This window comes from Anaeropeptidivorans aminofermentans, from assembly GCF_940670685.1.
In the GTDB taxonomy this organism is placed as follows: domain Bacteria; phylum Bacillota; class Clostridia; order Lachnospirales; family UBA5962; genus Anaeropeptidivorans; species Anaeropeptidivorans aminofermentans.
The window spans coordinates 2,993,145-3,007,057 of record NZ_OW711693.1 but is presented as its reverse complement, the minus strand read 5'-3'; the positions used below and the strand labels follow the sequence as shown (position 1 = coordinate 3,007,057).

Below are 13,913 nucleotides of genomic sequence, written 5' to 3'. Positions count from 1 at the left end.
GACACGGTTAAGCATTTGTTTCTCGTCTGTGATATATTGTTTTAGAGAGAGGAATCTATATGCACGCATGGGAAGCCATACAAAAAACGCTGAACCACATCGAAGAACATCTCGGTGAAGAAATTCAAATCGAAGAACTGGCAGAAATCGCTGTACTGTCACTGTTTTATTATCAGAGATTATTCACCCGATTGGTAAAAACATCGGTTCGGGAGTATATTAAATTGCGCCGATTGGCAAAGTCTATCACTATGCTGCGTGATAAAGAAAACCGCATTATCGACATTGCAATGGAATACGGTTTTGGCAGTCATATAACTTTTACGCGAGCCTTTAAAGAAACCTATGGGATTACCCCGTCACAGTACCGAGATAAGCCTGTTGGCTTACAGAATTTTGACAAACCCGATTTATTGCTTGGTTATATTGTGGTTGATGAGGGCGTACCGCTGATTAGCGACGGATTGGTTTTGGAAATGAACCGTAAATTTCTTGAAGAACCAATGAATTTTCTTGGTGTTACAGGATATTATCCATTCAAATATGGTAAGATGTTCGGCGAAAGAACCGGCGTCGATGCGGTTGGTGAGATTTGGGACAGGTTTTTTAGGGAGCTTCCGAATATCCCGCATATCTCTGAGGGGCGCTGGATTGGTGTTTCTTATCACGGCGATGCGCCAGACGGTTATTCGAGTTATTTTGTTGGTGCGGAAATCAAAAAAGACGAGAAAAGCCGCGGCTTTACAAATTGGCAGCTGCCTGCACGAGAATATGTCGTCTGCGGCTTTGAATCGGAAAATCATGAACAGATGATAATTGGTTTGGGTAAGGCAATGAAATACACTCGGTTTTGGCTTAAAAAGCATAATCTGATTGCCGATGGATTTTTCCCTGAGATGTACAGTAAAAGTACGTCTGACATCACTTATGTAGAGTTGTGGATTCCTTTTAAGAAACGAGAAAAATAAATAATTAATGCTGGAGGGAAAACAAATGAGCAATTACGAAGAAGGGTTAAAATTAATTGAAGAAATGTTCGGCAACGGCAAAGACAATGTTATTTCCCTTGCTACGATTGCGCGGGAGCCGGGCGCTAACGGAATGCCTCGCCCGGTTGTCCGCAGTGTGGACGCCTATTATGAAAACGGCACATTTTATGTTGTTACATACGGAAAATCAAACAAAATGCAGCAAATCGCGCAAAACTCGGAGGTTTCGGTTGCAGGTTGCTTAGAGATGTTTACCGCTAATGGAGTAGGTGAAAATCTTGGCTGGGTGCTTGATCCAAATAATGCCGAAATAAGAAATAAACTCCGTACAGCTTTTGCCGAGTGGTACGATATGGCAAATAATGAAAAGGATGAAAATTGTTGCATTTTAGCAATCCGTCTCACTAAGGGAACATTAAACATTAACCATTGGGAAAAATTATACCATATGGATTTTGTGAATAAGACTGACATGGAAAATGGGGGCATTTTTTAACCAGTGAAACATTTAAACCTATCTGTACGGCAGTTTTAAATTTATGACAGACAATGTGTCATACCTAATAAACATTTGAATTAGGTCTTAATAAGGTCAACTGCTGATAGTGTGAATTTAGCATTAAACAGTAACAAAACCGTATATGCATGGAGACTCAAAAATGTACCGTTTCCGAAGGAAATCCGTATTTTTGAGTCTCTGATGAATAGGTTTTTGTTACTTCTTTATAAGAAATTTACTATAGTGTTGTTTTCCTGCGTTTCCAGTATTTATTAATGCGGCCCTCTGAGATTTCATTTACCAATGCATTATCCACATAATATTAATCTGTTAAATAAAGGGGTTGCAGCAAAATGAATTTTGCGGTAACCCCTTTTTGTTTAGAGCTCAAGAAAGCTTTAAGCGAAATCCTATAGAAATAAATAGTTATTCGCTTTTCGTAAGAAAAGCTCGAAATACGCTATTTTTCTCAATGAGGCAAAGCCCCATTTGCGGAATTAATTTAGCACACTACGCACTCCTTGGGACGCTGACTATATTGAAGTTATAAGTGTCAATTTTGCAATAGCCCCTTTGTTTTGCATAAATATTCATCAGTATTGATTAGTTTTTAGTATGTGAACTTTGTCAACAGCTTCAATTTGGTCCGAAGTCTATACCGCCGGAAATGCGGCTTTCTTATGCCTGAAAATAAAATATGAAGGTAATTCGATGATAGACTTTTCACAAGTACAGCCGATACTATGCAAATTTTTGCTGCTGTTCTTACGCAGGAATTCCTTTACGGGGCAAGAAAGATTATGGTTCAATAATCCAAGCACAAATTCGAAAGGTCTGTTTTTCTAATCTAATAAAAATTAATGAATAATATTTACAATTTCCCCGTTAATAAATATCTCTTTTACGGAAGCATAAAAATCAAGGGGTTCTTTATCCCATAATACAATATCTGCATCTTTGCCTATTTCAAGGCTTCCTACTCTATTGTCAATACCAAGCATTTTGGCGGGGATTATGGTAGAAGCTTCAAGAGGATTCTTCATACCCCTTTTCTTCATATAGCCAAGCTGTACGTTGGTATATTCAATATTATAGGATGGATGGGCTGTAATAACCGCAAAATTAATATTTTCATCTTGAAGCCTTGCGCCGGTTTCAGGGCTTTTGTTTCTGCTTTCGTAACCATCTATGCTTACAAGGACAGGGCCTATAGCAAGCTTTGTATTTTCTTTATTGAGATGGGGAAGGGCCTCTAAAATATCGCTTGCTCCGACGATGATTCCGTTTAAATTAAATTCTTCTAAAAGTCTTGCGGCAGTTATAATATCCGTAGAATGCTCTGCGTGGATTTTAAGAAGCATGCCGTCAAATACTCTTTGGAGAGACTCCATTTTCATATCGAAATTAGATAAGCTTCCGGTATTTTTAGCCCTGTGGTATTCCTTTGCGTTAAAAAGGGCTTCTCTTAAAATAGAAGCGGAGGCCATACGGGTCTTAGGCGCAATATCCTTTTTACCGTATACATTTCTGGGGGCGCTTGTAAGGTCTGCAAAAAAGGCGATTTCTTCGATGAGGGTTCTTTCTTTAAAGCTTTTTCCAGAGGTTTTAAACGCAGTACAGGTTCCGCCAAGAACATTCTTCGTTCCCGGGCTTGCAATTACTGTTGTAACGCCGCCTAAAAGGGCCATGTTAAAGCCTTCGTCATGGATATCTATGGCGTCTATTGCCCTTAAATGGGGGAGCATCGGGCCGGATACCTCGTTGGCGTCGTCTCCTTCAAAACGGTAAATCTGGCTTGTTACCCCTGCCTGGCAGTGGATATCAATAAATCCCGGAACAGCTACGTTATTTTCTGCGTCGTATATATTTTCAGGGCTTATGCCTTCTTTTGAAATTTCAGGCTGAATGTCTTTTATTTTCCCGTCTTCTATGAGCATATCTCTTTTTTCCATATAGGTGCCTGCCATATCGATTAATCGGCAGTTTTTAATGAGCTTCATTATTGTTCCCCCCTTTGATAGCGTATCTCACCGTCTATGATAACCATTTCAGGATCTCCTACGGATAAAATAGGGTCTTCCTGCCATATTACGATGTCTGCGTCTTTGCCCGGTTCTATGGTTCCTACTCTGTCGGCAATGTCCGTACTGATAGCTGCGTTTACAGTAAGGGCTTTCAGAGCCGCTTTTCTTGAAAGGCCGTTTTTAACCATAAGAGCCGCCTGAATTAAAAGAGTATCGTGGGGGATTACAGGGTGGTCTGTTGCTATGGAGAAGAAAATACCGTTTTCTTCTAATATGCCGGCCCCTTTAAAGGATTTACTTCTAAGCTCAAGCTTGCTTTTACCGCCGAAAACAGGGCCTAAGATGCACATGGGATTATACTGTTTAAGCTCATCTGTAATCAGATAGCCCTCTGTGCAGTGGTCAAGGGTATATCTTAAATTAAATTCCGATGCGATTCTCATGGCCGTAATAATATCGTCTGATTGATGGCAGTGTATTTTAACAAGCATACCGTCAAAAACACGCATTAAGGAATGCTTATGTATATCAAACTTAAATTCAGGGGGATTTTCTCCCTTTTCTATTTTTTCGTTATATTCAAGCCATTTTTCTCTGTACTGCTTTGCAAGAAAAAGCTGTTCTCTCATAATGGCTGCATTCATCATTCTTGTAGACGGGGCCTTTGAGCGCTTTCCGTAGTTTAATTTTGGGTTTTCTCCCAATGCCATTTTCATGCATATTTCAGGATTAATTACCCTTTGGTTGAGATCTCCGTAATAGGTTTTTATTGCGGCAAAGGTTCCGCCTATGATATTGGCGCTTCCCGGGCCTGTAACAACGGTTGTAACCCCTGTTCTAAGGGCTGTTTCAAAAGATTTGTCGTAAAAATGAAGTGCATCTATGATACGAAGGCCGGCAAGGGCAGGGTTCGTTGTTTCGTTTACATCGCCTGCGGCATCTGTTCCCGTATCCTCGGTTCCTGTATGACAGTGACTGTCGATAAGCCCCGGTGTAACTATGCGTCCTTTAGCATCTATTACTTCTGCATCGGGAGCATTTAAGTTTTTGCCTATTTCTTTGATTTTGCCATTCTCAATGAGAATGGCGGTCTCTTCTTCCCATATGTCCGCCATATTGGAAAGGAGGCAGTTTTTAAGCAATAGCATACGTTCACCCCTTTAAAATTTTGCCCTAAAAAAGACAATGATGATATACCTTGTTAAATTAAAAAAATGTCTACTTTTAAATTTAATAAGGTACTTTCCAATATAAGGGTATTATTTATTAGGGGTTATGTCAAGTTTGTAGCGGTAATTTTATCTGATACTATAAGTTATTAAAAAGAAACTTAAGTATCGATGAGTCATCTCGATTTTCTTTACCAATGTTGAAAAAGGATTACTAATATTTTATAATGGTTGATATAATTAAACCATTGAATGGAGCGGTTGTTATGTCACAAGATTTGACAAAACTTAGGGAGTTATTTTCTAAGTGTTCAAAAGTAATAGCAGCTGTGGGAGATGAAACGCGGCAATCTATTGTTATAGCGCTCATGGAAGGAGGGGCGGCTGGAATGCGTGTAGGAGCCCTTACTGAAAAAACCAATCTTTCCCGCCCTGCTGTTTCTCATCATCTTAAAGTACTGCGTGAAGCAGGGATTGTTTACATGTATAAAAAAGGTACAATGAACTTTTATTATTTGAATTCGGATAAGGTTACGATATCCAATATGCTTCTTTTATGTCAGAGCATTCTTGAGGCTATCGAGGGCAGTAATGTTGGATAATTTTAGGAAGAGACCTTAGCATACTGTATTTATTTAATTTTATACTTGGATTCATATTAAAATAATAATGAAAAAAGCATCTATAGTAAATAAATCTAAAAAAGGCCAAGTTTATTTACTGCAAGAATGAAAGAAAACATATTAAACTTAAAAACAAAAAGACTGTTTTTAAGTTTAATATGCAAAATTCTATGGTTATTAAGTATAGTTTAAGGATGATACAATGGAAGAGTTTATAGAGTTTAAAGACGTATATAAAATATATAAAATGGGTGACACGGAAGTAAACGCCGCCGACGGAATCAGCTTTGAAATTAAAAAAGGGGAATTTGTCATCATTGTAGGTCCTTCGGGAGCTGGAAAGTCCACGGTTTTAAATATTCTCGGCGGAATGGATACAAGCGATAAAGGAGAAATAAAAGTAGATGGGAAAAGGGTAGATCAATTTAGCAGAAAAGAGCTTATTTTATACAGGCGAAACGATATCGGCTTTGTATTTCAGTTTTATAATTTGATGCAGAATTTGACAGCCCTTGAAAACGTAGAGCTTGCAAGCCAGATTAGCGAAAGAGCCATGGAAGCGGAAGAAGTCCTTAAAAAGGTCGGTTTATACGAAAGAAAGGATAACTTTCCTTCACAGCTTTCGGGAGGAGAGCAGCAGAGAGTAAGCATTGCAAGAGCCCTTGCCAAAAGGCCCAAGCTTCTTTTATGCGATGAGCCTACAGGGGCCCTTGATTATATTACGGGAAAAGAAATATTAAAGCTTTTGCAGGATACCTGCCGAAAGGAAAACATGACTGTTATTGTTATTACCCATAATACGGCCATTACTCCCATGGCAGACAGAATCATAAAAATAAAAAACGGCAAGGTGTCGGAATCTTATCTGAACGATAAAATACTGCCGGTTACGGAGATTGAGTGGTAATGAAACCCTTTAACAAGGATATTTACAGAGAAATTTTTTATACCTTAAACCGCTTTATGGGCATTTTTGCCATTATTTTCTTGGGGGTTTCTTTTTATGCAGGCCTTGGGTCCACGGGGACTTCCATGAAAAGCATAATGGATCAATACCTTGACGACCAGAGGCTTATGGATATCCGCGTCATGACCAATTACGGCATAAGCAAAAAGGATTTGAAAGCCATAGAAGAAACGGAAGGGGTGGCAGAGGTATACCCTGCCTACAATATGGATGCCCTTCTTGAAAATAACGGCAGTTCTTATGTTTTAAAACTGCATTCCATTTCCATAGGGGAAAAGTATTATGCCCAGCTTAATAAGCCCTATATTGTAAGCGGAAGGCTTCCTGAAAAAGCCAATGAAATATTGGTGGAAGAAGATATGATTAAAGAAACAAATTTGGAAATAGGCGATTACATAAACCTTAAAAGCGGCAAAAAGGAAGATATCAGAAAAAGCCTTAGAACCAACAGCTTTAAAATTACAGGGGTAGTAAGAAGCCCCTATTACATATCTGTCGAAAGAGGAACAGGCGCCATAGGAAACGGAGCCGTTGATTATTTCATCCTTGTGCCGGAAGAAAGCTTCAATATGAGCCTTTACAGTGAAGCATTTGTGAGAGTTCAAGAAAGCCATAAGCTGGATTCCTTTTCAAAGGCTTATGAAAACCTTATTGATGATGTGGTGGATAATCTTCAGGAGACGGAAATTAAAAGAGCCCCTGAAAGAAAGGCAGAGCTTACGGAAGCCGCCCTTAAAAATATATCGTCCGCTCTTTTGGAGCTTGAAAATACGAAGACAGCGGCTCTTTCCGATATATCTAAGAATGAGGAATACTTAAGGGCTCAGAAAAAGAATTTGGACGCTTCTGAAAAAATTATAGATGAAAATATAGATGCCCTAAATAAAGCCTATAAAGAGCTTGAAGAAAAAGAAAGCAGCTTAAATATTTCCCTAAGAGACATAGAAATAGGAGCAACGGATATTGCCATGGGCCTTGGGGAAGCAGAAAAGGGCCTTTTAGATATAGAAAGCGGCATGAAAGAAATTGACGAAGCTTTAAAAATATATCCTCTAAGCAAGGACCTTTCAAATAAAGAATCTGAATTATGGGAAAACAAGCTTCAAACGGAGATTTCAATTTCTGCTTTAAAGGATTCTGAAAAGGAGCTTGCGCTTCAAAAAGACCTTATAGAAAAAAGCCTTGGCGATATAAGCGCTTCTAAAAAAGAAATAGAAGAAAACATAAAAAATTTAGAAGCCCAAAAGGAAGATATCATAAAGGGCATGCAAGATATAAACAAAGGGTTCAATTCCATAGGCCCTGCAAAAACCTCGGCTGAGAAAGAAATAGAATCTTTGCAAAAGAGCCTTGAGGAAGCGAGAAAAGAACTAAAGGATATTACAGATGTAGAATGGTATATTTTAGACAGGGAGTCTAATTTGGGGGTTTTAAGCTATAAGGAGGATTCGGATAAGATACAGGCTATCGGGCAGGTGTTCCCTTTGTTCTTTTATCTTGTGGCGGCCCTTGTAAGTCTTACCACAATGACGAGGCTTGTGGAGGAAAAGCGTATAGAAATAGGCACCCTTAAATCCTTGGGCTACGGTAATTTCAAAATACTCTCAAAATACCTTATATATGCCGCAATTCCTACTTTAATCGGGGGCTGGGCAGGCGGCTTTGTGGGCATAAGGTTATTTCCAGCCATTATCATAAATGCCTACAGGAGCCTTTATACGATGAATACTGTTTCTGCCGTTACAAACAGGGCTTCATGGTATACGGGAATCGCTTTCGGCCTGATATCTGCTTTAGGTGCTACATTCTATTCCTGCTGGGCAGAGCTTAAAGAAAGCCCCAGCAATTTAATGCGGCCCAAGGCTCCCAAAATCGGAAGAAAGACCATCATAGAACAAATAGATGCCATCTGGAAGCGTCTTAGCTTTTTATATAAGATTTCCATAAGAAATACCTTCCGCTATAAGAAGCGGTTTATTATGACTGTAATCGGCATCAGCGGCTGTACAGCTCTTCTCCTTGCGGGATTTGGCATAAGAGATTCCGTAGGGGATATTACCAATATACAGTTTAAAGATATCGTAAAGTATCATATGAAAATAAGCCTTAAAGACGAAGCAAAGGATAAGGATATTTCAGACATCAAGAGCCTTATGAATTTAAGGGGGATTGTTCCTCAAAGCATTGCCGTAAGGGAGAATTCTTTTGATATATCTGCCTTTGACAGCAATAAAGAAAACGGTATTTTAATAGCGGCGGAGGATATTAAGGGCCTTCAGGAACTTATAAAATTAAAAGATAAAGATACCGGAAAAGAGCTTGAAATAAGAGATGACGGAATCATTATAACCGAGAAGCTTTCGATTCTCTTAAATGTAAAAGAAGGGGACGAAATTAATATTTCCGATGGAAAGCAGAAAAATGCCAGGGCAAGAGTAACAGGAATCTGTGAAAATTATTATTTCCACTATCTTTATTTAAGCAAAAGTTATTATGAGGAAATATTTAAGGAGGATTTGGAATATAACAGTATTTACGCAAGCCTTGCAAAGGATACGGAAGATTCCAAAAGAGATGCTTTGGCTAATGACATTCTCGATAAGAAAACCGTAACGGGAGTTTCCTTTATAAGCTCTATGGAAGAGCAGTTCAAAGACGTTATGAGCTCTCTTGATATTGTTATATTTGTCATTATCATATCCGCAGGGCTTTTGGCTTTCGTTGTTCTTTATAATCTTACAAATATAAATATACAGGAAAGAATAAGAGAAATTGCCACATTAGAGGTTTTGGGCTTTAAGGATAAAGAGGTAGACAGCTACATCTACAGGGAAAATATGATTCTTATGGCTTTCGGAATTCTTTTGGGCTTTGTTTTAGGAAAGCTTCTGCATGTATACGTAATGACTACTGTAGAATCAAGGCTTATTATGTTCGGAAGAGATATTCATACAATTTCTTATTTATATGCGGCGGTGCTTACTATGGTATTTTCCTTTGGGGTCAATATTATTACAAGCAGGAGCCTTAGAAAAATTAATATGGTTGAAGCATTAAAGAGCATAGAATAATTTCTTGAAGGGAGAACGCTTATGAAAGGCAGGAAAATAGCGCTTCTGCTAATATTTTTAATTATAGTTGCAGCAGGAGGATATTTCGTCTATGAGTACAGAAAAGAAGAAGTAAAGGTATATGATACGGTAATTGCCCAAAAAGGAGACGTCAATATGAAAGTCTCCGGAAGCGGAAAAATAGAGGTGAAGGATAAAGTTCCTGTATTTGCCGAAGCCGACCAAACCGTAAAGCTTGTAATAGCAAAGGAAGGGGAAAGCATCAAAAAAGGTGATGTTCTTATAGAATACGATTTGGAAAAGGACAGAGCGGACCTTGAACGGGAAATAAGGGAAGCAGAGCTTAAGCTTCAAAATGCCCGCCTTAATTTAAAAAGCATCGTTCAGCCGGCAGAAGGAAACGAGCTGATTCAATACGAATCTGAGGTTTTAAGCGCCGAAAAAAATATAGAAGACGTTAAGTCGGAAATAGAAAGCATCGTTATAAAAATAAGCCAGCAGGAAATAAAGGTAAAGGATTTAAAAGAAATCCTCGATAAAAATGAAAAACTTTTATCCGGGGGAGCAATTGCCCAAAGGGAATATGATGATTCCTTAAATAATTATAATATAGCCGCAGAAAGCCTTAAGGACTTGGAAAATCAGAAGGCCCTTAAAGAAAAGACATTGCTGGTAAGGCAAGACCAGCTTGCTTTTTCTCAGAAAAAGCTTGACAATTCAAAAGACAGGCTTTTAGACGAAACCAATGTCATCAAATATGAAATGCAGCAAAATAATATTGCCTTAAGTGAAATAGCCATTGAAAAGCTTAAAAATGACCGCAGTAAGCTTAAGGAGAAGGAAATTGCCCCTGCCGACGGCATAATCTCTTCCGTAGATGTAAAAGAAGGCGCAGCTGTACATAACAATACGGTCATCGCTTATATTTCAGACACTTCCGGCGTAATAGGAAAGCTTGACGTATCGGAATATGATGCCCCTTTAATAGAATTAAATCAGAGAGCAGAGCTTTCCACCAGCGGAATTCCCGATAAAATTTATCAGGGGAAAGTAAGCTTTATATGGGAAGCCGCTGTTGAAAAAGAGTCCTCAGACGATGAAATTATTGTTCCTATTGAAATAGAAATAGAGAACATAGATGATAAGCTTAAAATAGGATATTCCGTTGACATCGATATATTTGTAAAAGAAGCGGTAAATGTTCTCATGGTTCCTATACAGGCTGTTATGCAGGAGGAAGAAGGATATTTTGTTTACCAACTGGAAGATAATATTCCCGTTAAAAAAGAAGTTCAAGTAGGCCTTTACGGAGATAAATATGTTGAAATTATTTCAGGCATATCAGAAGGGGCCGAAATTATATTAAGACCCTCGGAGGTAGCATAAATGGAAAACTTAGAGCTTGTTATTCCCGAAGAAGAATTCAGGAAAGACTATTTAGCGTATATTAAAGAAGTGTTGGAAATCGATAAAAAGATTATTCCCTATGCGCTTTACTGCGGCATAGAGGATTATAATAAGGCATTTGATATGCTCCTCGGCCAGAAGGAGAGAGTTATTCCTGAGGGAAAGGTTCCATCAACTTGTTATTTTTTGGTCAACAAGGGGGAAAAAAGAATTTTAGGCAGTTTAGACATAAGGCATTATCTGAATGAAGGGCTTCTCATAAGAGGGGGCCATATCGGATATGGGGTAAGGCCTTCTGAAAGACGAAAGGGCCTCGGAACTAAAATGCTTTTTCTTGGCCTTGAGAAAGCAAGGAAAATCGGCATAGAAAAAGCTCTCATAACCTGCAGCAAGGATAATGCGGGAAGCAGAAATGTGATAATAGGAAGCGGGGGAGTGCTTGAAAATGAGATGGAGTATGAAGGAGAGAGAATATTAAGGTTTTGGATAGATACGGCAATAAAGCAGAATATTTAGATTATTAATATCAGATATGACGAAAATATGGATATAAAATACAGAATACATAAATAATCATGACTGATAATTAATCTAGAGTTCAATAAAATTTTATTATATCAGCTGTTGTTATAGGGGAATTTTTCATAATATAAATAGAATGAACAGGCATAATCTTTTTATAAAAGCATAAATTAAATTAGATAAGGAAAAGTTCATGTATACTGTATTATTTCAATGAAATTGTTAACAAATTAACGCTTATATATGTTTTAGTGAATATAGTGAGTTGACATTATAGCTTCCAGAATTTATAATAAGTATAAAAATAAGTGATAATCAGATGAAGGTTTCGGGAGATGCTCCTATTCATAAAAAGGAGAGCCAAAGGGGGACAAGCGCAGCAAACTCTCAGGCAAAAGGACCGTTGCCAGATGATACTCTGGAGAGCCCAGTAGCGGCACCGAAGAAGCAATTCCCTCTGGGGAAGAATCTTTCAGGTCAAAAGACGGAGGCGTGTTGCTATAGCATCGCGTCTTTTTTTAATAGCTACTTGGGCTTTAATTTTACCCTTAAGGCTGTAATCTAAAAGATTTTAGCTAATTTATTGACATTCATTTTTAGCAAAACAATATTAATGCAGTAACAAAAATTTTATGAACGGCTTAAATAAATTCATTAAAGCCATTCGAAATATACTATTTTTGTTACAGTAGGAGCCTCTTGAAAAGTCCTTTGTTAATTTAGACTTACTTTATTTCATGCTGTATCATGCTGAATAAAACTAAATGGGACTATGCATTGATTGATTTTGTTTTACATATGCCTTAAGCCGCTTATTTTTTAAGGCGGGAATAGCCCCTGAAATTTAGCCGGCATATTTTCCGCATCAAGGACGGATAAAATTGTCCTTTCCTTATCTGCTTACTTAAACTTGAAAATAGTCTTTTTGCTTTTAAGTTTAATAAGTTTTCCTTCAGTATATAGTAAATCAACCTGATTTCTTTTCAAGTTTATTTACTATAATCATATTTCAATAGGGCTTTATATTAAGGTACAAACCCGTAAATTCTTATAAGTTTTCCAAAGCTTAAGTTTTGCCTTACCATTAGGCCAGGGTTTCATGTTTATATTTATTATATTAATGAGGAGGATATATTTATGGAATTGAAAACACCTTTATATGATTGTCATGTAAAGTACGGCGGAAAGATTGTACCTTTTGCAGGTTATCTTCTTCCGGTCCAGTACAAAGAAGGTCTCATTAAAGAGCATAACAATGTAAGGACAAAATGCGGTCTTTTTGATGTTTCCCATATGTCTGAAATTTTTGTTGAAGGCAAAGACGCTCTTAAAAATATCCAGATGATATTCCCAAACGATTACAGCAGTGCTGTAGTAGGACAGATTAAATATACTCCGATGCTTAACGACAACGGCGGAATCGTAGATGATATGATTATCTATAAATTTGCCGATGACAAATACCTTATCGTAGGAAACGGAGCAAACAGGCATAAGGACTTCCAATGGATTAAATCCAAGGAATTTGGAGATGTTAATATCCATGATGATTCCGATGAATATGCTCAGGTTGCCCTTCAAGGCCCTGCTTCAACCGATGTTCTTAAAAAGCTTATGAAAGAAGAAGATATTCCTGCCAAATACTATACTTTCGTTGAGAAAGTGGACGTAGCCGGTATGGAATGTATCGTTAGCCAGACAGGATACACAGGAGAAATGGGCTATGAGATTTATATTAAGGCTGAAAACGCTACGAAACTTTGGGAAGCGCTTATGGAAGCCGGTGAAGAATACGGCATTATGCCCTGCGGCCTTGGCGCAAGAGACACCCTTCGCCTTGAAGCTTCTATGCCTCTTTACGGCCATGAAATGAGTGACGATATATCTCCCATACTTGCTGGCCTTAAATGGGCAGTAAAATTAAATAAAGAAGAAGACTTCGTAGGCAAACAGGCTATTTTAGCAGCACCTGAATTTACACAGAAGCTCGTAGGCCTTAAAATCACAGGCAAGGGTATTGCAAGAGAGCATAACGACATTTTAGTAGACGGAAAGAAAGTGGGCGAAACCACTTCCGGAACCCATGCACCTTTCTTAGGCTATCCTATCGCCATGGCTTATTTAGATAAAGAATACGCCGAAGAAGGAACGAAAGTTATCATCAGCGTAAGAGGCAGAGACGTTGAAGCAGAAGTCATTAAAATGCCTTTTTATAAAAGAAGCAAATAATAAAAATACTATCTAATTAGGAGGAATGAATTATGTCAACACCAAGCACATACAAATTTACAAAATCACACGAATGGGTTAATTTTTTAAGCGATAATGAAGCTACAATAGGACTTACAGACTTTGCACAGAATTCTCTCGGAGACCTGGTTTTCATCAATCTTCCTCAAGAAGGCGACGAAGTTGCAGTAAAAGAGTCCTGCGCGGATATAGAATCAGTTAAGGCTGTTTCCGACATATATAGCCCTGTTACAGGCGTTGTTTCAGAAGTTAATGAAGAGGTTCTCGATGCTCCTCAGAAAGTGAACGAAGATCCATACGGCTCATGGCTTGTAAAGATTACAGATATTAGTGATAAAGTAGAGTTAATGTCGGCTGAGGAGTACGATAATTTCTGCAAAGAGGAGGAATAA

The 13,913-nt window shown here is 38.2% G+C and carries 11 protein-coding genes and 2 riboswitches; of the genes, 9 read left to right on the top strand and 2 right to left on the bottom strand.

The window, feature by feature from the left end:
- Nucleotides 1–59: 59 nt before the first annotated feature.
- Entirely contained in the window at nucleotides 60–968 is a 909-nt protein-coding gene (locus NBX03_RS12665) for an AraC family transcriptional regulator (protein ID WP_250228130.1), read from the top strand.
- 25 nt (nucleotides 969–993) lie between these two features.
- Complete coding sequence (locus tag NBX03_RS12660) at nucleotides 994–1,485, top strand: pyridoxamine 5'-phosphate oxidase family protein (RefSeq protein ID WP_250228129.1); 492 nt, start codon at nucleotides 994–996, stop codon at nucleotides 1,483–1,485.
- 860 nt (nucleotides 1,486–2,345) lie between these two features.
- On the opposite strand, the gene NBX03_RS12655 is transcribed toward NBX03_RS12660, so the two are convergent.
- Nucleotides 2,346–3,488 (bottom strand): amidohydrolase family protein, encoded by a 1,143-nt coding sequence (locus tag NBX03_RS12655; protein ID WP_250228128.1) that lies wholly within the window; start codon nucleotides 3,486–3,488, stop codon nucleotides 2,346–2,348.
- Entirely contained in the window at nucleotides 3,488–4,660 is a 1,173-nt protein-coding gene (locus tag NBX03_RS12650) for an amidohydrolase (RefSeq protein ID WP_250228127.1), read from the bottom strand. The genes NBX03_RS12655 and NBX03_RS12650 overlap by 1 nt, the downstream gene beginning before the upstream one ends.
- Before the next feature lie 287 nt (nucleotides 4,661–4,947).
- Here NBX03_RS12650 and NBX03_RS12645 point away from each other — a divergent pair, with 287 nt between their 5' ends.
- The 7 genes from NBX03_RS12645 (at nucleotide 4,948) to gcvH (ending at nucleotide 13,913) form a co-directional block, all read left to right on the top strand.
- Nucleotides 4,948–5,283, top strand: a complete 336-nt coding sequence (locus NBX03_RS12645) for an ArsR/SmtB family transcription factor (RefSeq protein ID WP_250228126.1) — start codon at nucleotides 4,948–4,950, stop codon at nucleotides 5,281–5,283.
- Between the two features lie 223 nt (nucleotides 5,284–5,506).
- The gene (locus NBX03_RS12640; protein WP_250228125.1) at nucleotides 5,507–6,211 is read left to right on the top strand and encodes an ABC transporter ATP-binding protein; all 705 of its coding nucleotides are present in this window, start codon (nucleotides 5,507–5,509) and stop codon (nucleotides 6,209–6,211) included.
- Nucleotides 6,211–9,342: an FtsX-like permease family protein gene (locus tag NBX03_RS12635; RefSeq protein ID WP_250228124.1), complete on the top strand. Its 3,132-nt coding sequence runs from the start codon at nucleotides 6,211–6,213 to the stop codon at nucleotides 9,340–9,342. The genes NBX03_RS12640 and NBX03_RS12635 overlap by 1 nt, the downstream gene beginning before the upstream one ends.
- A gap of 21 nt (nucleotides 9,343–9,363) precedes the next feature.
- A complete protein-coding gene (locus NBX03_RS12630) occupies nucleotides 9,364–10,728 on the top strand; it encodes an efflux RND transporter periplasmic adaptor subunit (RefSeq protein WP_250228123.1) in 1,365 nt (454 codons plus the stop codon).
- A complete protein-coding gene (locus tag NBX03_RS12625; RefSeq protein ID WP_250228122.1) occupies nucleotides 10,729–11,265 on the top strand; it encodes a GNAT family N-acetyltransferase in 537 nt (178 codons plus the stop codon). It abuts the gene before it with no gap.
- Nucleotides 11,266–11,590: 325 nt separating this feature from the next.
- A riboswitch (glycine riboswitch) is annotated at nucleotides 11,591–11,684 on the top strand.
- Between the two features lie 3 nt (nucleotides 11,685–11,687).
- A riboswitch (glycine riboswitch) is annotated at nucleotides 11,688–11,761 on the top strand.
- Nucleotides 11,762–12,408: 647 nt separating this feature from the next.
- Nucleotides 12,409–13,500: a glycine cleavage system aminomethyltransferase GcvT gene (gene gcvT, locus NBX03_RS12620; RefSeq protein WP_250228121.1), complete on the top strand. Its 1,092-nt coding sequence runs from the start codon at nucleotides 12,409–12,411 to the stop codon at nucleotides 13,498–13,500.
- A gap of 32 nt (nucleotides 13,501–13,532) precedes the next feature.
- Nucleotides 13,533–13,913 (top strand): glycine cleavage system protein GcvH, encoded by a 381-nt coding sequence (gcvH, locus tag NBX03_RS12615; RefSeq protein ID WP_250228120.1) that lies wholly within the window; start codon nucleotides 13,533–13,535, stop codon nucleotides 13,911–13,913.

What these genes read in the sequence shown, in the direction of transcription:
- NBX03_RS12665 (WP_250228130.1), top strand. Translation starts at nt 60, where the DNA reads ATGCACGCATGGGAAGCCATACAAAAAACGCTGAACCACATCGAAGAA.
- NBX03_RS12660 (WP_250228129.1), top strand. Translation starts at nt 994, where the DNA reads ATGAGCAATTACGAAGAAGGGTTAAAATTAATTGAAGAAATGTTCGGC.
- NBX03_RS12655 (WP_250228128.1), bottom strand. Translation starts at nt 3,488, where the DNA reads ATGAAGCTCATTAAAAACTGCCGATTAATCGATATGGCAGGCACCTAT.
- NBX03_RS12650 (WP_250228127.1), bottom strand. Translation starts at nt 4,660, where the DNA reads ATGCTATTGCTTAAAAACTGCCTCCTTTCCAATATGGCGGACATATGG.
- NBX03_RS12645 (WP_250228126.1), top strand. Translation starts at nt 4,948, where the DNA reads ATGTCACAAGATTTGACAAAACTTAGGGAGTTATTTTCTAAGTGTTCA.
- NBX03_RS12640 (WP_250228125.1), top strand. Translation starts at nt 5,507, where the DNA reads ATGGAAGAGTTTATAGAGTTTAAAGACGTATATAAAATATATAAAATG.
- NBX03_RS12635 (WP_250228124.1), top strand. Translation starts at nt 6,211, where the DNA reads ATGAAACCCTTTAACAAGGATATTTACAGAGAAATTTTTTATACCTTA.
- NBX03_RS12630 (WP_250228123.1), top strand. Translation starts at nt 9,364, where the DNA reads ATGAAAGGCAGGAAAATAGCGCTTCTGCTAATATTTTTAATTATAGTT.
- NBX03_RS12625 (WP_250228122.1), top strand. Translation starts at nt 10,729, where the DNA reads ATGGAAAACTTAGAGCTTGTTATTCCCGAAGAAGAATTCAGGAAAGAC.
- gcvT (WP_250228121.1), top strand. Translation starts at nt 12,409, where the DNA reads ATGGAATTGAAAACACCTTTATATGATTGTCATGTAAAGTACGGCGGA.
- gcvH (WP_250228120.1), top strand. Translation starts at nt 13,533, where the DNA reads ATGTCAACACCAAGCACATACAAATTTACAAAATCACACGAATGGGTT.